Origin of the sequence: Pseudomonas parafulva NBRC 16636 = DSM 17004, from assembly GCF_000730645.1 — a bacterium.
Classification (GTDB): Bacteria; Pseudomonadota; Gammaproteobacteria; order Pseudomonadales; family Pseudomonadaceae; genus Aquipseudomonas; species Aquipseudomonas parafulva.
Map to the genome: position 1 here is coordinate 256,174 of NZ_BBIU01000005.1, position 21,739 is coordinate 277,912.

At 57.9% G+C, this 21,739-nt stretch carries 16 protein-coding genes; 6 read left to right on the forward strand and 10 right to left on the reverse strand.

From position 1 onward, the window contains the following. Positions 1–207: 207 nt before the first annotated feature. The 3 genes from PPA02S_RS22485 to PPA02S_RS04080 form a co-directional block, all read right to left on the reverse strand. Positions 208–3,003 (reverse strand): hypothetical protein, encoded by a 2,796-nt coding sequence (locus tag PPA02S_RS22485; protein ID WP_245614631.1) that lies wholly within the window; start codon positions 3,001–3,003, stop codon positions 208–210. A gap of 93 nt (positions 3,004–3,096) precedes the next feature. After that, positions 3,097–4,221, reverse strand: coding sequence for an NACHT domain-containing protein (locus PPA02S_RS23285; RefSeq protein ID WP_245614632.1), 1,125 nt, complete (start codon positions 4,219–4,221; stop codon positions 3,097–3,099). 435 nt (positions 4,222–4,656) lie between these two features. Further along, complete coding sequence (locus PPA02S_RS04080) at positions 4,657–5,526, reverse strand: DMT family transporter (RefSeq protein WP_028632297.1); 870 nt, start codon at positions 5,524–5,526, stop codon at positions 4,657–4,659. Positions 5,527–5,647: 121 nt separating this feature from the next. Here PPA02S_RS04080 and PPA02S_RS04085 point away from each other — a divergent pair, with 121 nt between their 5' ends. From PPA02S_RS04085 to PPA02S_RS04100, 4 genes are all read left to right on the forward strand, one after another. Next, positions 5,648–7,030, forward strand: coding sequence for an aminotransferase-like domain-containing protein (locus PPA02S_RS04085; RefSeq protein ID WP_028632298.1), 1,383 nt, complete (start codon positions 5,648–5,650; stop codon positions 7,028–7,030). A 460-nt stretch (positions 7,031–7,490) separates the two neighbouring features. After that, positions 7,491–8,552, forward strand: a complete 1,062-nt coding sequence (locus PPA02S_RS04090; RefSeq protein WP_042141265.1) for a SagB/ThcOx family dehydrogenase — start codon at positions 7,491–7,493, stop codon at positions 8,550–8,552. After that, positions 8,549–9,475, forward strand: coding sequence for a diiron oxygenase (locus PPA02S_RS22350; RefSeq protein ID WP_080667815.1), 927 nt, complete (start codon positions 8,549–8,551; stop codon positions 9,473–9,475). Before PPA02S_RS04090 ends, PPA02S_RS22350 begins: the two co-directional genes overlap by 4 nt. Beyond that, positions 9,472–10,749, forward strand: coding sequence for a multidrug effflux MFS transporter (locus PPA02S_RS04100; RefSeq protein WP_245614633.1), 1,278 nt, complete (start codon positions 9,472–9,474; stop codon positions 10,747–10,749). The genes PPA02S_RS22350 and PPA02S_RS04100 overlap by 4 nt, the downstream gene beginning before the upstream one ends. Here the strand turns inward: PPA02S_RS04100 and glsB are convergent. The 3 genes from glsB to PPA02S_RS04115 all read right to left on the reverse strand — a co-directional run bounded on the left by glsB (position 10,718) and on the right by PPA02S_RS04115 (position 12,964). Beyond that, entirely contained in the window at positions 10,718–11,638 is a 921-nt protein-coding gene (glsB, locus tag PPA02S_RS04105) for a glutaminase B (protein ID WP_028632300.1), read from the reverse strand. The genes PPA02S_RS04100 and glsB overlap by 32 nt on opposite strands. Before the next feature lie 78 nt (positions 11,639–11,716). Further along, positions 11,717–12,229, reverse strand: coding sequence for a DUF4880 domain-containing protein (locus PPA02S_RS04110; RefSeq protein WP_028632301.1), 513 nt, complete (start codon positions 12,227–12,229; stop codon positions 11,717–11,719). Positions 12,230–12,652: 423 nt separating this feature from the next. Then, positions 12,653–12,964, reverse strand: a complete 312-nt coding sequence (locus PPA02S_RS04115) for a DUF6124 family protein (RefSeq protein ID WP_028632302.1) — start codon at positions 12,962–12,964, stop codon at positions 12,653–12,655. A 130-nt stretch (positions 12,965–13,094) separates the two neighbouring features. Here PPA02S_RS04115 and PPA02S_RS04120 point away from each other — a divergent pair, with 130 nt between their 5' ends. Then, positions 13,095–13,760 carry a S24 family peptidase gene (locus PPA02S_RS04120; RefSeq protein ID WP_033727915.1) on the forward strand — a complete coding sequence of 222 codons (666 nt, stop codon included), beginning with the start codon at positions 13,095–13,097 and terminating at the stop codon, positions 13,758–13,760. A 202-nt stretch (positions 13,761–13,962) separates the two neighbouring features. Here PPA02S_RS04120 and PPA02S_RS04125 read toward each other — a convergent pair whose 3' ends face one another. The 4 genes from PPA02S_RS04125 to PPA02S_RS04140 are packed head-to-tail and all read right to left on the reverse strand — an operon-like array spanning position 13,963 to position 19,531. After that, entirely contained in the window at positions 13,963–15,924 is a 1,962-nt protein-coding gene (locus PPA02S_RS04125; protein ID WP_028632304.1) for an acetyl/propionyl/methylcrotonyl-CoA carboxylase subunit alpha, read from the reverse strand. Next, complete coding sequence (locus tag PPA02S_RS04130) at positions 15,921–16,736, reverse strand: gamma-carboxygeranoyl-CoA hydratase (RefSeq protein ID WP_028632305.1); 816 nt, start codon at positions 16,734–16,736, stop codon at positions 15,921–15,923. Before PPA02S_RS04130 ends, PPA02S_RS04125 begins: the two co-directional genes overlap by 4 nt. A gap of 4 nt (positions 16,737–16,740) precedes the next feature. Further along, a complete protein-coding gene (locus PPA02S_RS04135; RefSeq protein ID WP_028632306.1) occupies positions 16,741–18,348 on the reverse strand; it encodes a carboxyl transferase domain-containing protein in 1,608 nt (535 codons plus the stop codon). Between the two features lie 19 nt (positions 18,349–18,367). Further along, positions 18,368–19,531 carry an isovaleryl-CoA dehydrogenase gene (locus PPA02S_RS04140; protein WP_028632307.1) on the reverse strand — a complete coding sequence of 388 codons (1,164 nt, stop codon included), beginning with the start codon at positions 19,529–19,531 and terminating at the stop codon, positions 18,368–18,370. A 193-nt stretch (positions 19,532–19,724) separates the two neighbouring features. Between PPA02S_RS04140 and PPA02S_RS04145 the strand changes: the two genes are divergently transcribed. Then, positions 19,725–21,407 carry an AMP-binding protein gene (locus PPA02S_RS04145; RefSeq protein ID WP_028632308.1) on the forward strand — a complete coding sequence of 561 codons (1,683 nt, stop codon included), beginning with the start codon at positions 19,725–19,727 and terminating at the stop codon, positions 21,405–21,407. The last annotated feature ends 332 nt before the right edge of the window (positions 21,408–21,739 follow it).

Genomic DNA, 21,739 nt, shown 5'->3' on the forward strand with positions numbered 1-21,739 from the left:
CGGCAAATCTTCCTGCATGCCCGGCTTCGCGGGACAAGCCTTCTCCTACAATGATGGCGCACCATTGCGGACGGCCGCGATGGGCTGCTTTCGGCCAGAAGCGGTCATTCCGCCTGCCTACAAAACTAGGGTGGCGGAGTGCAATATATGGCATCTTCTAGGCCTGCTGCGCTCAGCATTCTGTATGATCCATCCTTGCTATATTTTTTAGGGTTTAGAAACGTCCAGAACAAACACGTCGATTAGCCCAGCGAGCTCTGGTGGCATCGTTTTCTCGATGCTGCTTTTCAGCTCCTGAGAGGTGTGAATATTTCGGTTTTTAATTCCTGCGACGTTCACATCTCGGCCAAACCAGATCACAAGATAAATGCCTTGGTGTTCAGCATCGGGGTGGATGGAGTAGCGCGCATATAGCTGCGCCGCCGCGGCAGCATATAACTCTCTATGCCACTGACCTTTTACCTCAGTCACAAGCAGCCGTCTTGTGCCGCCAATCAATTTTGTTGCCGTGAAATCGCTGCGGTTAGCGCTTTTTAGCTGGTGCTCCGTCGTAATTGTGATGCCTTGAGGCTTGAGTATTAGACTGAGACGTTCAGCAATGATCTCGGTAGCTCGTACTTCGTTCAAGTGCTTACCATTGTCGTAAAAGCGATCCGCAGAGTTAAATTCACCACCATTTATTGCTTTCTGAAAATCTTGAAGCTCTTGGAGGACGACTTGGCGCAAACCCTCAACATTCACCACCATATCGCGATCCAGTCGATCGACGATTTCCTGTGGCGTTGGCGGTTCGAAAGACCTCAGTGCAATCTGACTGATTTTATGAGAGCGTATGCTCCTGAGATCGTTGTACATGTCTGCGAACTTCGGATCAGCAAGGAGACGATCAATGACACGGACGGCGTCATCGGAAACGTCCAAATCGATTAACCAGACAAGTTCTTTCAAAAAACGGTACGCATTTTCTTCATCGGGGCTTCCCGTATCCCAATGGCTCGGGAGGTCTACCTTTGGCCACTTGTCAATAAAGGCCTCTAGAACCGCCGCCAATTTTCTTAATGTGAGCTTGGGCCAATGGGAGTGTTCGCCATAATTAAATCGCCCTGAGCGCTCACTAAGCGAAAATATGGTATTCTTTTCGATTTTTAGCCATTCCCAATCTGTTTCAGGCGCGTCCTCTAAAAAATAAAAAGCACGCACTAGCCAGAAAACTCGCCTATTTTCGAGTTCTTCATCGCCAGTCGGACTGGGCCACACGGACATGAAAGCTGAGCAACGTTCTGCGATGATTTTTCGAAGAGCATCGCGATCACCGAATTCGGCCGCAATTTCAAAGAGCGTATCAAGCGGCCCGAGCGCCAGATCAGAAAATCGGTCAAGCCATTCTACTGAGATTGTTGCCCGTAGGTGGCTGAAGACCTCGTCACCGCGTAACAACCAAATTTCGGGGTGTTGACAGCCCTTTTGTGCGAGTTGGGGCTCGACGTATTGCCGGAGAAACGTTTCGGCACTTCCCGTACCTGCGAAAACTAATCGGTTGACTTCAACTTTCAGCGCATCACGTTCTTCATCCGACACTGCACTGTAGCCCATGTCTAGATTAGTTCGTAGCGCATTCAGTAACGGCAGATCGACATTTTCTAGGTTTCCGGCGCTGCGCATGATTTCCAAGCAAGCTGCAAAAAGAACAGGCTCAGTGTACGCGCTCTGCGATGCACACTGTAAATTCGCAAGCCTGAGCATATTAGGTACATTGGGAGCAATGAAATCCAAGCAGTTTCTGAGAGCTTTACGAACGAGCACTTCATCACCGAATTCCTGCTCAATTTGATCGGGCGCGCTAAGTACTAGATCAGCAAAGCGCACAAGACAATTCCAATGCCGACCGCTTTCAATAAGCTCTCGGTTGTCCCGCAAATATTGGATGTTCCACTTATTGATGTCGCTTTGTTCCCGGTGGCGGCGTCTCATCCTCCGTCTATGGGTAGACATACTTTTTTGTTGGGATTGTGCAAGTTGCGCGATTGCTCTGTTGAACTTTGCCCACTCGCGCATTAAAGAAGGCTTCTCCAATGCTTGTTCACGCATGTGCCGTCGCAATTTGTTTGGGCCTCGCAGTGCTTGGCTTTGATTGAAGCTATGCATTGCGATGTGGCTCGCCCACAGGGCTGAGTTATCAATTTTAAATGCCAGGTCGACTATAAATTTGTAATCATCGGATTGAAAGCGAAGGCCGGAGTGAGCGTGAAAATCAAATTTTTGTATCTTGGTCTCGAAAATATCGTCGCTGTTGGCAAGGGGTCCAAGTGCTTGCGCCATAATTTCTCGGCGCAATCCATCGTCATTTTGAAGCACTTGAACTGACTTGCTCTGATCTTTTGATTTTTGCTCATGATAAATCAGATTTTCGATCCAATGCCAAACCTTTTTAGCGGAAAAAGGAGGCATTGCCAGGTCAAAGTATCGATCGAGCATTAGACCTGCAATTTTGCTGATTCCTATTCGGCAGTCGCACTCATAATATTTTTTTTTGCATGTGCAAGCAAGGTCTTTGGTTAAGTCATCAAGCATCCACTCGATTGTTCTTAAATCAAGTCCGCCAACGAAACGCTTTATGAAATAACGACTGCCGACTGTGGACTTATAAGACATTTGATGACTAGGATAAAGGGTTGAGCAGACTCGAAAGAAGCTGGCGAGGTAATCTAAACCTAAAGCTTTTACGCCGATAGTCGTTAGGATGGTTGCCGCAATTTTCAGAGAAGTATGACTGGCCTCAGAGACCAGGAGTGCTAAATCGGCGCGATGGTCGTGGTCGGACAGGTCGAGCAGACATCTGCTAGCCAACAAGCGAGTGTGTTCGCTCTCGCTTGAGTCTAACACTAGTTGACGCAACTCTTGCGTCAGATGCGCAATCGCTGGTGATCCCGTCAACAGTTCAAGAATTAGATCACGCAAGTGCCCATCACTGCCGCTCGCTAGCAGGGGCTTAATCTCTGTCATAACCTCTTGGGTGAAGAAACCTGAAGCACTAAACCGGCGCCAAGCATCTCCTCGGCGGAAATAGGGGTCCTTCGTTTCGACGTCTTTCAGGCCCTATATAAGTAGACGTTTTGAGGAGTGCTCAAGTTGAGAGGGATCACCGTTCGCAAGTACCGCATAGGGATCAAGCTCAATAGCAGTCTCTTGAACGGATCTGTTGCCTAGCGCCGCGAGCCAACCCAGTAACCCCCGGAGTTCATCTCGAACTGCATTGTTAGGAGCGATGATAGGTAGGCATTTTTGTAATGTCAGAGGGTCAACTGGATCAGCGATCCGCTTTGCAAGGTAGTCTGCCGCACAGTATTCAGCAACTATCTTGTGGACGGGGCGATGCTGATCTGCACTATCGCCAGGTTTGAAAAGCCGAGTTGCCAAGATGCCCTCAGCAGCTGTTTGCTTGTCAAAAAGTGATGCCAGCAGTGGATAGATTCGATCTGCGGTTAACTCGCTCGTCCCTATCCCTTCTGCTCCGGACAGCAAAAGCTTGGCAAACACTTCGGACGACAGAGCAACCCTTTGTTTGATGGATAGCGTTTGCGCCACATTGACGTTAGCTTCCTTCGCCAGCCGCTCAACCGCTTGTGAAAATATATTTCGCTTATCAGTAAAGTGTCTGCCGCTTTCAATATAGGCATCTGCAAACATCTTGAGAAATTGGGGGTTAGGGAGTAACGCTCCTAAGTCGAACCGAGCCAATTCTGCTTGAAACTTTGAAAATTCCTCACCACGGACATGATGATGAAAAATTTCTCGCTGTTCCCCCTCTTCGAACTCGCAAAGCCTAACCACTAGCGGTGAGCATCCTAGATAGTCTTCGAATGCATTGGTGGCAGCAGTACCCCACTCGCTGGATCGGCTCGAAATAATGACGTGCGTTGGCTTAGCTTTTCTGGCGTTAGCAAGAAGGCTGTGAATGCCCGTTTGATCGATTTTGGCCAACTCATCAAACGCATCGATCACGAGTGGGGAATTCTCGGTGTCGGCCCCCAAGTGTTTAAACTTATTTGCGGTAACGGTTGAGGTTCCTAGCTGCCGGGCTAGGCTTCCCATAAGTTCAGTTTTTCCGCCTCCGGGTTCTGCTAGGACAACAACGTAATTCGAAGCGGCAAGCAATGCTTCTTCAGTGTAAATTCTTTCTCTACTGGAGAGGCTGCGCGGAAGGTAGAAAGTTGAATTCATAGGATAAATTCTGCGTTTTTGATTGCACCTTACTCACGGTGCTATGTCATCTCAGTCAGGTCAGCTTCACTGACTGTTCCTGCTGATGATAGTACGCCATTTTTATCCAAAGTTGGGCTTGCAAAAATCTTGACGCTCAGTTTTTCGGTGGAGTTGCCAATCTCAGCCTGAGCTGTCTGATCATAGGTAGGTGGTGCTGTTTTGCGCTTACACTCTTAAATCGCCTCCAAGTTAGTAGATACATCTAAATGACCGCTTTTGGTCGATTGCTGCCCGTAGCCACTGGCAGCAATGGGTCGAAAGCTGCCGGTCACTACTGACCGCTACCGACCCATCGCGACGCCCACAGTATCCCGCACACTAGGCACAGGAACATGGAGCAACCGTCCACATCCAAGCATAGGCCACGCTTGATTCCCTGTTCCGTTTCTTGCTCTACGCCGCGTATTTCTTGGCCCCGGCAACACAGATGACAGCCCCCAGCGTTACCACCAGCATCACCCAGCTGACCTGCTCGTGCAGCAGCAACGCTGCCAGCCCAAGCCCCATGAACGGCTGAAACAGTTGCAGTTGGCCCACCGCTGCAATGCCACCCTGGACCAGCCCTCGGTACCAGAACACAAACCCGATCAGCATGCTGAACAGTGAAACGTAGCCGAGGCTGAACCACGCAGGGGCGCTTACCTTGGCGAAGGCATCTGGCGCTGGAAGATTAACGATGGTTAGCAACAGCATCAGCGGCAACGCCACCAGCAACGCCCAGCTGATCACCTGCCAGCCCCCCAATGTTCGCGACAGACGCGCCCCTTCCGCGTAACCCAAGCCACAGACGACTACCGCTGCCATCATCAGCAGGTCGCCCACCGCGGAAGCCTCACCGCTATTCATCAACGCATAACCCGCCACGATCCCGGCGCCCATCATCGAGAACAACCAGAACAGGGGCCGGGGCCGCTCGCCGCCCCGCAGCACGGCAAACCCTGCGGTACACAGTGGCAGCAGCCCCACGAAGACTATGGAGTGCGCAGAGGTGACGTACTGCAGGGCCAGGGCCGTCAGCAGCGGAAACCCGATAACCACGCCCAGCGCGGTTAAAGCCAATGGCCACACGTCACGCCGTTCAGGTCGAGGCTGGCGCAGCACCAGCAAGAGAAGCGCACCCAACACGGCGGCAATCGTTGCCCTGGCAGAGGTCAGGAACGTTGGTTCGAAGGCCGTCACTGCCACACGGGTCGCCGGCAAGGAGCCCGCGAAGATTGCGACGCCTATGAAGCCGTTGATCCATCCGCTTGTTGATCTTTGCATTGCCCAGCTCTCTGTAAGTGCGGGCTCAGTACATCACTGACGGGAACAACCGAGCCATGTACAATCCAGTACAGTTTGGTCGAACTGTTATGCACATCAATCCAGCACAGTTGAGGGCGAGATGAAACGCGGTGCAACGCTGATCCGGACAGTCATGGGCGAGGTCCAGTCCAGGATTGCCTCTCGAACCTACACACCAGGTGCGCGTATTCCTTCGATGCGGGCGATGGCGCAAGCCATGCACGTATCGGTTTCCACCGTTCTCGAGGCCTACGAAAGGTTGATGGCCGAGGGTGTACTCAGCTCACGCCCTGGCTCGGGCTACTACGTAGCCGGGCCCGTTGCGCCGTTGGCACTGACCGAGCTCGGCCCTAGGCTCGATCGTGAAGTCGATCCACTGTGGATTTCGCGCCAGTCGCTTGAAAGCTCCAGCGAAGCGCTGAAACCGGGGTGCGGGTGGCTACCTGCGTCCTGGATGCACGAAGCCGGCGTGCGCAAGGCGCTTCGAATAGCGGCCCGGTCCGACACACTGCAACTCACCGAGTACGCTTCGCCGCTGGGGCATCCGCCGCTCAGGCAATTCCTGTCCAGACGGCTGGCAGGGAGCGGCGTTGAAGTGCCTCTGGAGCAGATCATGCTCACAGACTCCGGCACCCAGGCCATCGACCTGATTTGCCGCTTTCTCCTGGAGCCGGGGGACACCGTCCTGGTTGACGACCCCTGCTATTTCAACTTTCACGCGCTACTGAAAGCACACAGGGTGAACATCGTAGGCGTGCCGTACACGCAGAACGGCCCAGACATCGATGCGTTCGGCGCGGCTCTGCTCAAGCACGCACCCAGGTTGTACATGACCAATTCCGGCATTCACAACCCGACCGGGGCCACTTTGTCTCCGGTCACGGCGCACCGGTTGCTGAAGCTGGCCGACACCTCAAACCTGGTGATCGTGGAGGACGACATCTTCGCGGATTTCGAGCGTACCCCCGCGCCACGGCTGTCGGCCTTCGATGGTCTCAATCGCGTCATCCAGATAGGCAGCTTCTCCAAGACCATCTCCGCTGCCATCCGCTGTGGCTATATCGCCACCCGTGGCGACTGGATCGAGAGCCTGGTCGACCTCAAGATTGCCACCACCTTCGGGGCTGGGCGCTTGGCCGCGGGCATCATCCATCAGGCGATAACCGATAGCGGGTACCGAAAGCACCTAGAGAGCGTTCGTCTCAGGTTGGCCGAGGCCATGGACAGCACGGTCGCGAGGCTTCAGGCCGTCGGTATCAAGCCCTGGATAATTCCCCGGGCAGGCATGTACGTCTGGTGCCAACTGCCTGAAGGCAAGGATGCCGCAACCTTGGCCCGGGCCTGCCTAAAGGAAGGCGTATTGCTGGCGCCTGGTAATGCGTTCAGCCAGTCCATGACGGCGGGGGATTACCTGCGGTTCAACGTTGCCCAAGCGGAAGACACCAGGATCTACGAAGTGCTGAAACGGGCGCTGGGTGCATAGTCGCGAGCGCTAGTGTGATGACACGACCGGCGAGGGTGTGGTCGGCGCCGGCAACGCATAGGCCTGCTTCATCCGTGCCACTTCCGCCAACGGTGGCCGGCCGAACCGGCGCTTGAAGTTGCGGCTGAACAGCGACCACCTGAAGCATTTAGTGCTTCAACTAGGGAATTTGCTGACGATGTAAGTGACGATTTTAGCTAATAAAATTCCCGCAGGTAAAAAGTCCTACAACTACCTGGGAAGTTTCCGACGGCACTCCAGCTTGTACATCTTTCCATCTGCACTACTCTCTGAAGTGCCGCAATGACGCGGCATATTAATGGAGATAGAAAAATGAAAGTCATCCACATGGAAACTACCCAGTTGGCAAATTTTGCGCTTGTGGTTCAGGCGTGCAAGTAACCCCTGAGCGTTGAAAATTGAAGCGCAGGGCCGGCCTGCGCTTCAATTGGGAGGTTAAATGATAAATAAAAATTGCTTTTTTATAGATTTCCAAGATTCATTAGTGTGCTGGGATTTCAAGCAGCATAAGCAGTACCAACTGTCCAGCGCGCATGCGATTGAAGTGATCAATCACATTTATGGTGGCGCTGATCATGATGGCAGCGTTGATGCTATAACTGATCTTAAAGGTGTCGGGATCATTGCAGAGGAGGGTGCGCAAACCCATCCGTGGGACTGGGATATCCTTTCACGGATCTTCCATATTGGAACAAAAGATCTTATAACGGACGATCAGCCATCGAATGAAACAGAGTGGGCACTCCACTATCTTGCTCACTGTGATGAAGCTCTGCAACAAGAGAGATTTTCATCAGGCCCGGCAGAGGGTGACGGGTTTTTGTTGCCTCGATGGGATGATAGCGACGAAGTCAGCCGTGTAATGGGGCAGCGTATAACGGTTAGAAATTTTAAAGACACGCCTGTCTCTTTGGTTGATCTTGGTCGTATCCTTCAGCAAACACTAGGCTTCTCAGTCACCCGTTCTCGGACAGACTGCACGATGACGAGTAACCCGTTTGCCCAGCGTCGTTTGAGCCCGTCTGCAGGTGGACTCAACGCGACGGAAGGGTATGTATATGTCTCAAGCGTAACGGGTCTAGACCCTGGCTTCTATTACTATGATCCCCAGCACCATAGCCTACACTGGCGTGGTAAGCTGGTTTCAACGCTCGGCGATTTAGTCGCCGGTCAGCACTTTGTTAATAATGTGCCTGTCGGATTATTTCTGACGTCGCGTTTCGACAAGCTATGGTGGAAGTACAAGCACTCGAGAGCCTACAGGATGGCCCTGATTGAGGTTGGGCATGTTGCGCAGACTTTCCAACTTTCGGCCACTGCGACGGGTATGCAGACTTGGTTAACCGGCGCTCTGAGTGACTCGCTCGTTGAACAAAGAATCGCGCTAGATAACCCTTTTGAGCACGTCCTATTTTTCGTGGCCTGCGGATACAGCGAGGGTGCTGCCATACCCGACTGCATGCGTGAGTTATTGACGTCTCGGGAGGCGGATCAAAAATGATGGGTGTATTAAATCGCAGGTCAAGAGTTTTCAAGGCGTGGGACTCATCAAGTGCAGTGCGCTCGAAAGCGTACTGCTATGAGCTAACGCCAGACGATTTTTCCATCAATGACCCCGAAATGTGGTTCCCATCTCTGCTTGGTCCTGCATTGAGCCATCCAGCTGTATGTGCCTTGCCGGTTGAGAATAGGAAAATTCTCCATATTCACTATCTATTGTATTTCATGGATTACACGGCTCAACTTGAGATGGGTCAGGTGAATGAGGCTGTTCAGTGTATGTCAGTCGGTGGGCTTAGTGAGTATTTTAGTGCGGAGGACCGTAGAATGGGAATCCAACTGTATGTGGATGAAGGCTATCACGCGCTCTTTTCACTTCATTTGGCAGATCAATTGGCGACTCACTATGCCCTTGATAGGGTGAGTTCTTCTCGAATCTTAAATATGCATAGCCTTATCTCAAGCAGTGCAGAGGTCTACAAAGAGCTAACCCGATTCTGTATAGCGTTCGTTTCAGAAACTGTCATTGTTCGCGAGTTGCTTGAGCTGACACGTGATGACCTCGTCAGGCCTGTGGCAAATATGTTTATGGATCACCTGCATGATGAAGGGCGTCACTCAATATATTTTATTGAGTGTTTTCCCATTCTTTGGCGCCAGCTCGGGGCGGGTGAGCGTGATCACGTGGTTGAAACTTTAATTAAGGTGCTGGCGGTATTCAGTCGGCCCGATGCGCGTTTCGTGAATTCGCTTTTCGCCTCGCACCCCACTGTGGCGTCTCACGTGCTTCCCGACCTCAAGCGGGGCTGGGTGGAAAGAATGAGGTCTCTGTCTGCTTCAACAATTCAAGCAATTAGCCGGACGGATATGTTGCGTAATACACATTATCACCAATTGTTCAAGTCCGCAGGCTTACTTTCGTGAAGGGCGTGTATCAACCTGTGATGCGTATCCATTTGCTCGCTCTGTTATTGTTGATGACCTTGATGGGTGTGTTCCCAATAGATGTAATTCTGCCCTCTTTTCCATCGCTCGCGGACAGGTTTGACGTTGATGTGAGTCACATAGCGTACTCAGCGAGTGGTTTTGCTCTCGTGGTCGCGCTGTCACAACTATTGATAGGGCCACTCTCCGACAGGATCGGTCGTAAGCGGCTACTCATGGCTGGACTGACATTAGCCACACTAGGCGCTGTCGGTTGCATGCTTGCGAACCGCTATACGGATTTCATGTTCTTTCGGTTCGTTCAGGGGCTGGGGTGTGGTAGTTTTGTGCTGAGCCAGGCACTTGTGCAAGACCTGTATGACGGGCGGCAATTAAACGCGGTACGTATCATGCTGACGACTGCAAGTGGGGTGTTCATCTGCTTATCCCCAGTGGCTGGCGTTATGTTGGAGACGTCGTTTGGGTGGCAGTCCAGTTTTTTTGTTTTTATAATGCTTAATCTAGTTGCATTTGTACTGATTATATTCATCCCGCCCGAACATACGGTGGCAGGTAGTCGCGACCCCATCCTTCATGTGTACAGGAAGATGTTGTTAGACAGGGCCTACATGTCTTTGTCCCTGTTATCAGCCGTCGCCTTTGCTTGCCATTTTTCATTCGTTATCGCAGCCCCCATTTTACTCATGGGGACACTGGAGCTCTCCGCACATGAATTTTCTTTAGTGTTCATGTGCTATGGGCTGTCGTACGTATTGGGGGGCGTGATCGCTGGCTGGTTTAATCGTATGGTCAACCCATTGTTCCAGGTTGGATTAGGGTTGCTGCTGGTGGGGTTTGCCAGTTGTTTGCTCCTGCTTTGGCAGATGACAGAAGGAGTGACCTTGGTGGGGCTGATGGTTCCGATGATCGTTTGTACAGCGGGTACGACACTGGTACGGCCTGCCGCTACCACTCAGGCGTTGTCACGGCACCCCCGTCACGCCGGGGCGGCGTCGGCACTGAACACTACTCTCATGTTTGCGGTCGGTGGACTCGCAAGCACACTAATGGCAGCCATGAAGACGGTGACGCCGATGAACCTTGGTTTCATGTTTCTTGCTTTCTGTATGCTTGGATGGCTGTTGCTTCAGGTGCTCAAGCTCTGCCAGCCTACAGCGGTTGACCACCGCACCCAGCGATGCACTTCTGGCCGCCGCCAATCACGTGGTAACCACAACTCCCTCACAACACCGCCGAGAACACCGAAGCCGTAATCCGCTCACTCAACAATTCCAACGCCCGAATCCCCGCCAGCGAGTTCCCCGAGGCATTCAACGCCGGCGACCACACGCAGATGCTGTAACGCCCCGGCACCACCGCGACAATACCGCCGCCCACGCCACTCTTGCCGGGCAGGCCGACGCGGTAGGCAAAGTTGCCGGCCTCGTCGTACAGGCCGCTGGTGGCCATGATCGCGTTTACCTGCTGGGCCTGGCGGGGGGTGAGGATGTGTTCGCCGCTGTGTGGGCAGTAGCCGCTGTTGGCCAGGAAGGCGAAGCCGCGGGCGACGTCTGCGCAGTTCATGGACAGCGCGCAGTGGTGGAAGTAGCTGCCCAGTACGGCGTCCACGTCGTTGTGGAAGTTGCCGAAGGCTGTCATCAGCCAGGCCATGGCCGCGTTGCGGGCGCGGTGCTGGTATTCGGATTCGGCGACCACGGCGTCGCTGACGATGCGGGGGTTGCCTGCCAGGCGGCGGACGAAGTCGCGCATCGACAGGGCGGGTGTGGCGAAGCGTGACTGGTTGATGTCGCAGATCACCAGGGCGCCGGCATTGATGAAAGGGTTGCGCGGGCGGCCTTTCTCCACCTCCAGCTGTACCAGCGAGTTGAACGCCTGGCCGGAGGGCTCGTAGCCCAGGCGGGACCAGATGTCTTCACCGCTGTGGTTGATCGCCTGGACCAGGCTGAACACCTTGGAAATGCTCTGGATGGAGAACGGCGTATGTGCGTCGCCAGCGCAGTGCAGCTGGCCGTCGAGGCTGTGCACGGCGATGCCCAACTGGTTGGGGTCGACCTGGGCGAGGGCGGGGATGTATTGCGCAACCTGACCTTGGCTTAGCAGGGGGCGGACCTGGTCTAGGATCTCTTGCAGCATGTCTTGCATCGCAACGGCCTTGGGGACGAAGGTGGAGTAGTCACAGACGACGCTCCACGGCGGCAAGGCACGTACCGGGTGTGTGGATCAGGCCCAGAGGCCCAGCACCACCAGCGCTGCCACACCCAGCCCAACGGCCACTGAACAACCCCCTAAAGACAATGCGGCTTTGCCTTGGCGGTACCAGCCGTCATGCCCCAGTTGCCGTGCCGGTGCCAGCAGGCTCCGCCAGCGCATTTCGGTATCGTGGAATGCTTGCAGGTTGGCGGGGTGTGCATCGAGCCAGCGGCGGAAGTCGATGCGTTCGCAGGCGGATACGTCTGGGCTTTGCAAGCGTACGTACCATTGGCCGGCAACGCTCGCCAACACGTCACGGCGCGGCAGGCCGGCGTGCAGGGCTTGGGCCATGTGGCGCTCAATGCTGCGCACGGGCAGGTCGAGGCGGGCGGCGATACGGGTGAAGTCGAGCTGGTCCAGGCGGCTGAGCAAAAACACCTGTTGTACCCGCCGGGGCAGCCGCTTCAATGCGTGCAATAGCGCAGTGTCGCCATCGGCGGTGCTGGGGGTTGGGGCCTCAAGGCGCAGCAGCAGGCGGGTCATGGACAGCTCCTTGCTGATAAGGGGAGGGGCGTGATGTCTTCCGTGATGGGAATGAGCGTAGGTGAAACGAGATTGATTCTCAAGTGCTGATTCAGCAAAGTTTTGTAATGAGCGTTCACGCTCTGACACACCTTTGCTATCATCCGCGCCATCACGATCTTCATTAGCCTGAAGAGCCAAAAAAAAGACCCGGCAAAAAGCCGGGTCAAAAACCGTGATTAGCCTGATGAAGAGATAATCTGAGAGCGACCTAAGCTCCAGATTATCCAGCGGATCTCGCGATCAGCTGAGTGCAATAATAATCGTTATCATTTGCCAGTCAAATGATTTTTTGTTCATCCGGTAAAAAAAATCACCGGAGCGCTTCCTTGTCCCGGCAATCGGGGCCATTGCCGTGACGCGGCCACCACGTTTCCCTTCCTGCTACCCGTCTGTTTCCAGCCCGCGCCTGTGCTCCAGCAGTGCGCGCGCCATGTCCATCATATGCATCAACGCAAACGTGAGCTCCCGCTGGCTGCCATGCTGGTGCGTGGCCGTTTCCTGGGCGGTTGCGGCGGCGCATCGCAGCAGAGCGATGGCGTGCTCCTGGGCCTGCTCGCTGGTAACGCCTTCATGCAGCGTCCAGATTTTGTTCTCCAGCGTGGGGCGTGGAGGGTTGGGGTTCAGGTAGTAATCGAGGGCGCGGCGGGCTGCTTCGCTGTCGAGATCTGTTTCGTCGTTTTTCGATGGTTTCATCCTGATACCTGCTAGGGCCAGTAGTGAAAGGGGTCAGCTCGATACTAATACCTAGAGTATTTTTGTGCTTTAACATAAATAATACTGAATGTTTATTGAGCGGTAGAAGGCAGTCCGTATCGTGCCAGCGATGAATATGGATAAATGGATTGCCCTCGTCCGTGATCGGATGGAGGAGCTAGGGCTCACCCAGGAACAGCTCGCTGAGCGAGTGGGTGTCTCACAAGGTAGCGTCGGGCATTGGGTCAACAAGCGACGTCAGCCGAAAATCGAATCGATGAACCGCACATTCGTCGAGATCGGCATGCCTCATTACAACGTAAGCCTGCAATTGCGCATTCAGGGGCAGGTTGGTGAGGAGCGGGGCGTTTACCAGGTCAAAGACAGCGATGATCAGCTGGACCTGATGCAATACATTGTGTGCTTCCGCTATCCCGTGCTGACTTGGAGCCAGTTGGAAGTACCACCTGACGATGAGCCTCGCGTGTTTGAACAGACCGACTACATGGCACAGGGCAAAGCGTTCTGGCTGACGGTAGAGAATGACGCCATGAGCGCCAGCACCGGGCGCAGCGTCCCTCAGGGTATGCGGATGCTGGTGGATCCCGGTGTGGAAATTGAGGCGGGCCGTTTGGTCATCGCGCGGCAGCCGGGCAAGCCCGCTATTTTCCGCGAGCTGGCCGACGAGGGTGGTCAACGTTACCTCAAGGCACTTAACAGCAATTATCCAACGCTGTTATGCGAGGACGGCTGCGAATTCCTGGGTGTGGTGGTGCGTGTGCACGGGTCGTTTTGACGGGCGCGCAGTGAGCTGATTCAACAAGCTGGCTACGCTCCCTGGCTTTGCAGGGGATGGCACGGGCTGCGCCCGTGTTCGCGGGCAAGCCCGCTCCCACAGGTGCTACGCCGATTTGCAGATTGTGTGCAAGGGGGGCCAAGGACGCCCGCTCATTCATCACGTCAAGTGCAGCTCTGTGAGAAACCGGGCTCCACTCACCCTACGTGCCACTACCCTCCAGATCCACCAGCACCGCCCCCTCACTCACCATCTCGCCTTCCTCACAGAACAACGCCTTCACCGTGCCGTCATGGGGCGCGCGAATGCTGTGTTCCATCTTCATGGCCTCCAGCACCACCAGCGCGGTACCTGCCGTGACCTGCTGGCCGGGGGTGACCAGTACGCGCACGATATTGCCGTTCATGGGCGCGCCCAGCCCACCCTGGTGGCCGTGGCTGGCCTCGGCTTCGGCAATGGCGTCGAAGGCCGACACGGTATGCACCTCGCCCGCCCACCGCAGGTACAGCGTGTTGCCGCGGCGGATAGCCAGGTGCTGGCGACGCACCCCCGCCTGGTCATGCACCAATTGGTCCCCCTGCAACTGCCATGCAGACGGCGCGCTGTGCTGCACCGTTACGGCCTGGCGCTGGCCGCCGCTGCACAAGTGCAGGGTGCTGCAAGGCGGCAGGCCCAGGCGCAGGCCGCTGCGTTCGGCCCAAGGGGAATGGCTGTGGTCCTCCCGAACCCGGGCGGCATCGCTCAGCAACCAGGCTTCAGCGGCCGCCTCCCACAGGGCCTCAGGCAACGCGGTGGCCTCAGGGAGTAGAACCTCTTGGTGCCGCCCAATGAAGCCAGTGTCCAGCTCCGCCGCAGCGAACGCGGGGTGAGCCAGGATGCGCTGCAGGAAGGCGATGTTGGTCTTGACCCCGCCAATGGCAAACTCGCCGAGCATGGCCAGCAGGCGCAAGCGGGCCTGCTCGCGGTCTTCGCCCCAGGCGATCAGCTTGCCCAGCATCGGGTCGTAGAACGGCGATACGTCATCGCCCTCGCTCACGCCGCTGTCCACGCGCCGGCCCGGACCGGGGGCGGACTCGCGGTAAAGCGCCAAGGTGCCGGTGGCAGGCAGGAAGTCGTTGGCCGGGTCTTCGGCGTACAGCCGCACCTCGATGGCATGGCCCATCAGCGGCACCTCGCTCTGGGTGATGGGCAATGGTTCACCGCACGCTACCCGAATTTGCCAGGCCACCAGGTCCAGCCCGGTGATGGCCTCGGTGACCGGGTGCTCTACTTGCAAGCGGGTGTTCATCTCCATGAAGAAGAACTCGCCACGGGCATCGAGCAGAAACTCCACGGTGCCGGCACCCACATAGCCGATGGCCTGGGCCGCGCGCACGGCCGCTTCGCCCATGGCGCGGCGCAGCTCGGCGGGCAAGCCTGGGGCGGGGGCCTCCTCAACCACCTTCTGGTGGCGTCGCTGAATGGAGCAATCACGCTCGTTGAGGTATAGGCAGTTGCCGTGCTGGTCGGCGAACACCTGAATCTCGACGTGGCGGGGTTTCAGCACGTACTTTTCCACCAGCATGCGGGCATCGCCGAACGACGACTGGGCTTCACGCTGCGCCGATGCCAAGGCGTCTGCCAGCTGGCTTTGGTCCTCTACAACCTTCATGCCCTTGCCACCGCCCCCGGCACTGGCCTTGAGCAGCACCGGGTAGCCGATGCGCTCGGCTGCGGTGCGGAAGGTGTCCAGGTCCTGGGCTTCGCCGTGGTATCCCGGCACCAGGGGCACGCCTGCGGTTTCCATCAGCGCCTTGGCGGCAGACTTGCTGCCCATGGCATCGATGGCGCTGGCCGGTGGGCCCAGGAAGATCAGCCCGGCTTCTTCGATGGCCCGGGCAAAGCCTGCGTTTTCGGACAAGAAGCCGTAGCCCGGGTGGATGGCCTGGGCGCCGCTGGCTTTTGCCGCAGCCAGCAGCTTGTCGATTTGCAGGTAACTGTCGGCGGCCTTGCTACCGCCCAGGTCAACGCTGATATCGGCCTCGCGGCTGTGGCGGGCATTGCGGTCGGTGGCGCTGTGCACCGCGACCGTGGTCAGGCCCATGGCCTTGGCGGTGCGCATCACCCGGCAGGCGATTTCGCCACGGTTGGCGACCAGCAGGGTGGTCAAGGCTTGGCGGCTCATGGGCGCGGCTCCTTGGAGTCATGGGTGTGCCAGGCGGGGCGGCGTTTTTCCAGAAAGGCATGCAAGCCTTCCTGGCCTTCGGCGCTCACGCGAATGCGGGCGATGGTGTTCTCACAGTATTGGCGCAGGGCAGGGGTAAGCTGGCCGGCGTCCACTTCCTGCAGCAGGTCTTTGGTAGCGCGCAGGGCCTGGGGGCTGTTCAGCAGCAGGTTGCCGGCCCAGGCCTCAGCCTGTGCATCCAGTACGTCGGCGGGGTACACCTCGGCCAACAGGCCCAGCTCCCGGGCCCTAACGCCGCTGAAGCGCTCGGCGGTGAGCGCATAGCGGCGGGTGGCACGCTCGCCCATGGCCTTGACCACGAACGGGCTGATAACGGCCGGCGCCAGGCCAATGCGCACCTCGGAAAGGCACAGCTGGGCGTCCTCAGCGCCGATTGCCATGTCGCAGCAGCTGATCAGGCCCAGGGCACCGCCAAACGCAGCACCTTGTACCACCGCCAGGGTCGGCACTTTGAGGCGTTGCAAGGCATACATCAGTTCACCCAGCTGGTGGGCGTCCTGCAGGTTGGTGTCGAAGTCCAGTTGCGCCGACTGCTGCATCCAGGCCAGGTCGGCACCGGCGCTGAAGTGCCGGCCACGGCCACGCACAAGCAAAAAACGCAGGCGGGCATCTTCGGCCAGCTGCCCAAGGGCCGCGATCAACTCCTGGATCATCAGGGCATTGAAGGCGTTGTTCTTGTCTTCGCGGCTGAGCCACAGGGTGGCGAAGCCACGGGGGTCGTGGAGCACTTCCACGGTGCTGAATTCGCGCATGGGGTCACATCCGGAAAATGCCGAAACGGGTCGGTTCGATGGGGGCGTTCAAAGCCGCCGACAGCGCCAGGCCGAGTACCTCGCGGGTTTGCGCCGGGTCGATTACCCCGTCGTCCCACAGGCGGGCGCTGGAGTAGTAGGGGTGGCCCTGGTGCTCGTACTGGTCCAGGATGGGCTGTTTGAGCCTGGCTTCGTCGTCCGCCGTAAAGGCCTGGCCGCTGCGCTCGCTCTGCTCGCGCTTCACCTGCGCCAGTACCCCAGCGGCCTGTTCGGCGCCCATCACGCCAATGCGTGCGTTAGGCCACATCCACAAAAAGCGTGGGTCGTAGGCGCGGCCACACATGCCATAGTTGCCCGCCCCAAAGCTGCCGCCGATGATTACCGTGAACTTGGGCACCTGGGCACAGGCCACGGCAGTTACCAGCTTGGCACCGTGCTTGGCGATGCCGCCTTCTTCGTACTTTTTGCCCACCATGAACCCGGTGATGTTCTGCAGGAACAGCAGCGGAATGCCCCGCTGGCAGGCCAGTTCGATGAAGTGCGCGCCTTTTTGCGCAGCTTCGGCGAACAGGATGCCGTTGTTGGCCAGTATCGCCACCGGGTAGCCGTGCAGGTGGGCGAAGCCGCAGACCAGGGTGGTACCGAACAAGGCCTTGAACTCGTCGAATACCGAGCCATCCACCAGTCGGGCGATCACTTCACGTACATCGAAGGGCTGCTTGGCATCGGCAGGCACCACCCCGTACAGCTCATCGGCCGCGTACAAGGGGGCCACGGGTGCCAGGCGCTGCAGTTTGCCCAGCTTGTGCCAGTTGAGGTTGGCCACGCTGCGGCGTGCCAGGGCCAGGGCGTGCTCGTCGTTGTCGGCGTAATGGTCGGCCACGCCGCTGGTGCGGCAATGCACGTCGGCGCCGCCCAGGTCTTCAGCACTCACCACCTCACCGGTGGCGGCCTTTACCAGCGGTGGGCCGGCGAGAAAGATGGTGGCCTGCTGGCGCACCATGATCGCTTCATCGGCCATGGCCGGCACATAGGCACCGCCTGCCGTGCAGCTGCCCATCACCACGGCGATCTGTGGGATGCCCTGGGCGCTCATGTTGGCCTGGTTGAAGAAGATACGGCCAAAGTGCTCGCGGTCGGGGAACACTTCGTCCTGGCGGGGCAGGTTGGCGCCGCCCGAGTCCACCAGGTAGATGCACGGCAGGCGGTTTTGCAGGGCGATGGTTTGCGCACGCAGGTGCTTTTTTACCGTCAGCGGGTAATACGAACCGCCTTTCACCGTGGCGTCGTTGGCCACGATCATGCATTCAACGCCTTCGACGCGGCCGATGCCGGCGATCACGCCTGCTGCCGGCACGTCCTCGCCATACACCTCATGGGCCGCCAACTGGCCGATCTCGAGAAACGGTGAACCCGGGTCCAGCAGGCGGTCGATACGGTCACGCGGCAGCAACTTGCCCCGCGACGTGTGCCGCTCCTGGGCTTTCGTGCCGCCGCCTTGGGCAACCTGGGCCAGCAGGCTGCGCAGGGCTGTTACCTGCTCGAGCATGGCCGCGGTGTTACCGGCAAACTCCGCTGAACGCGGGTTGATCTGGGTGTTCAAGGTAGCCATGTACGCTCGTCCCTTATGCTCAGCGGGTTTCGTTGAACAGCTCGCGGCCAATCAGCATGCGGCGGATCTCGCTGGTGCCGGCGCCAATCTCGTACAGCTTGGCGTCACGCAGCAGGCGCCCGGCCGGGAACTCGTTGATGTAGCCGTTGCCGCCCAGAATCTGGATAGCTTCCAGGGCCATTTGCGTGGCGCGCTCGGCGGTGTAAAGGATGACGCCGGCAGCGTCCTTGCGCGTGGTTTCGCCACGGTCGCAGGCCTGGGCCACGGCATACAGGTAAGCGCGGCTGGCGTTGAGCTGGGTGTACATGTCGGCGACCTTGCCCTGGATCAGCTGGAATTCGCCGATGCTCTGGCCGAACTGCTTGCGGTCGTGAATGTAGGGCACCACCAGGTCCATGCAGCTTTGCATGATGCCGGTGGGCCCGCCCGACAGCACCACGCGCTCGTAGTCCAGGCCGCTCATCAGCACCCGCACGCCACCGTTAAGCTGCCCCAGAATGTTTTCTTCCGGCACCTGCACGTCATCGAAGAACAGCTCGCAGGTGTTGGAGCCGCGCATGCCCAGCTTGTCGAACTTGTTGCTGCGGCTAAAGCCTTTCCAGTCCCGCTCCACGATGAATGCGGTAATGCCGTGGGCGCCCTTGTCCAGGTCGGTCTTGGCGTAGATCACATAGGTGTTGGCGTCTGGGCCGTTGGTGATCCAGGTCTTGCTGCCGTTGAGCACGTAGTGGTCGCCGCGCTTGTCTGCGCGCAGTTTCATCGAGACCACGTCAGAGCCGGCGTTGGGCTCGCTCATGGCCAGGGCGCCGATGTGCTCCCCGCTCACCAGCTTGGGCAGGTACTTGGCCTTCTGTTCGGGGTTGCCGTTGCGGTTGATCTGGTTCACGCACAGGTTGGAGTGGGCGCCGTAAGACAGCGCCACCGATGCCGAGCCCCGGCTGATTTCTTCCATTGCAACCACATGGGCCAGGTAACCCAGGCCGGATCCGCCGTACGCTTCGGGCACGGTGATGCCCAGCAGGCCCATGTCGCCGAACTTGCGCCACATGTCAGCCGGGAACAGGTTGTCGTGGTCGATCTGGGCGGCGCGCGGTGCCAGCTCTGCGGCGACAAAGGTGCTGACCTGGTCGCGGAGCATGTCGATGGTTTCGCCCAGGGCGAAGTTCAGGGTGGGGTAATGCATGCTGGGGCACCTTCTTGTTCTTGAATGAGGGTTTGACTGTTGCAGCCCAGGTGGCTGTTTCACCTTTACGTTAACGTAAACCTGGTAATGTTGGCTGTCAATGCGTGAGTGACCTTTACGTTAACGTAAATCTGCGCCACAGTATCGGCGTCTTCATCCGCCGTGCCCAGAACAACCACAAGAAGGGACACCCATGAACCAACCCAGCTACACCCGTGGTCGCCAGGATCGCCCGCTGCTGACCCACACCATCGGCCAGGCCTTCGATGCCACGGTCGCCCGCTGCGCTAGCCGGGAGGCGCTGGTCTCGCGTCACCAGGGGCTGCGTTACACCTGGCAGCAACTGGCCGAGCAAGTCGACATACACGCACGGGCCCTGATGGCGCTGGGCGTGGCTACCGGCGACCGCGTCGGCATCTGGTCACCCAACTGTGCGCAGTGGTACATCCTGCAAGTGGCCACTGCCAAGGTCGGGGCCATTCTGGTCAACGTCAACCCGGCTTACCGGGTGGCGGAACTTGAATACGTGCTGCGCCAATCCGGCTGCCGCTGGTTGGTGTGTGCCGATGCGTTCAAAACCTCGGACTACCACGCCATGGTGCAGGCACTGGCGCCGGAGTTGGCCAATGCCCCTATGGGCCAGCTGGCCTGCGAGCGTTTGCCGGAGCTGCGTGGGGTGGTAAGCCTGGCCAGCAACCCGCCAGCAGGCTTCCTGCCTTGGCATGCCTTGGCCGATTGGTCGCAGCAGGTCACCGCCCAGGCGTATACGACGCGCCAGCAAAGCCTGCAATTCGACCAGCCGGTGAATATCCAGTACACCTCTGGCACCACCGGGGCACCCAAGGGCGCCACGCTCAGCCATTACAACATCCTGAACAACGGTTTCATGGTCGGCGAAAGCCTGGGCCTGACCGAACAGGACCGCATGGTGATCCCGGTGCCGCTGTACCACTGTTTCGGCATGGTCATGGGCAACCTGGGTTGCATCACCCATGGCAGCACCATGGTCTACCCCGGCGATGCCTTCGATGCCGAGCTTACCCTGCGCGCCGTGGCCGAAGAGCAGGGCACCATCCTGTACGGCGTACCCACCATGTTCATCGCCATGCTCGACCACCCGGCCCGCCCAGGCATGGACCTGTCCAGCCTGCGCAGCGGCATCATGGCCGGCGCCACCTGCCCGATCGAGGTGATGCGCCGGGTGATCGACCAGATGCACATGGGGGAGGTGCAGATTGCCTACGGCATGACCGAAACCAGCCCGGTGTCCCTGCAGACCAGCCCGGACGATGAACTGGAACTGCGCGTGACAACCGTTGGCCGCACCCAGCCGCAGCTGGAAAACAAGCTGATAGACGCAGAAGGCTGTGTGGTGCCCCGTGGCGAAATCGGCGAGCTGTGCACCCGCGGCTACAGCGTGATGCTGGGCTATTGGGAAAACCCCCAGGCCACGGCAGATGCCATCGACGCGGCCGGCTGGATGCATTCGGGCGACCTGGCGGTGATGGACGAGGCGGGGTATGTGCGCATCGTTGGGCGCAATAAGGACATGATCATTCGCGGGGGCGAAAACATCTACCCGCGTGAACTGGAAGAGTTCTTCTACACCCACCCGGCCGTGGCCGACGCGCAGGTCATCGGCATCCCCTGCAGCCGTTACGGCGAAGAAATTGTGGCGTGGATCAAGCTGCACCCGGGGCACAGCGCGACGGCGCAAGAGCTGCAAAGCTGGTGCAAGGCGCACATTGCGCACTACAAGGTGCCGCGCCATATCCGCTTTGTGGAGGAATACCCAATGACGGTGACGGGTAAGGTGCAGAAGTTCAAGATGCGAGAGATCAGCGTGGCCGAGATAGGGGGCGGCCCCAAAGCGTAGGAGTGGCTGCTGGGCCCCGGCGCGGCAATCGCGCTTGTGGGGCCCGCAGCATGTAACAATTCTGGGCTAGCCTTAAACCTTCATTGGCGGTTCCGGGTCGGGCGGGTCGCCTACGGTTGGTGGCTCGGTCGGTTTGATCGGTAGGTCGTCAGGGTCTTCTTCAGGTACGGGCGGTGGAAGCGTCGGGTCGTCTATATTCGGGTCCGGAGTTTCCGGTGGCGTTGGAATGCTCATGGCCTACCTCGCATGGGTGAACGAACACGTGCTGCCTATTACGACCACTGGCACCTGGCATCGGCTCACTTTTTTTGAACCCCGACGCCTGCCCCGGC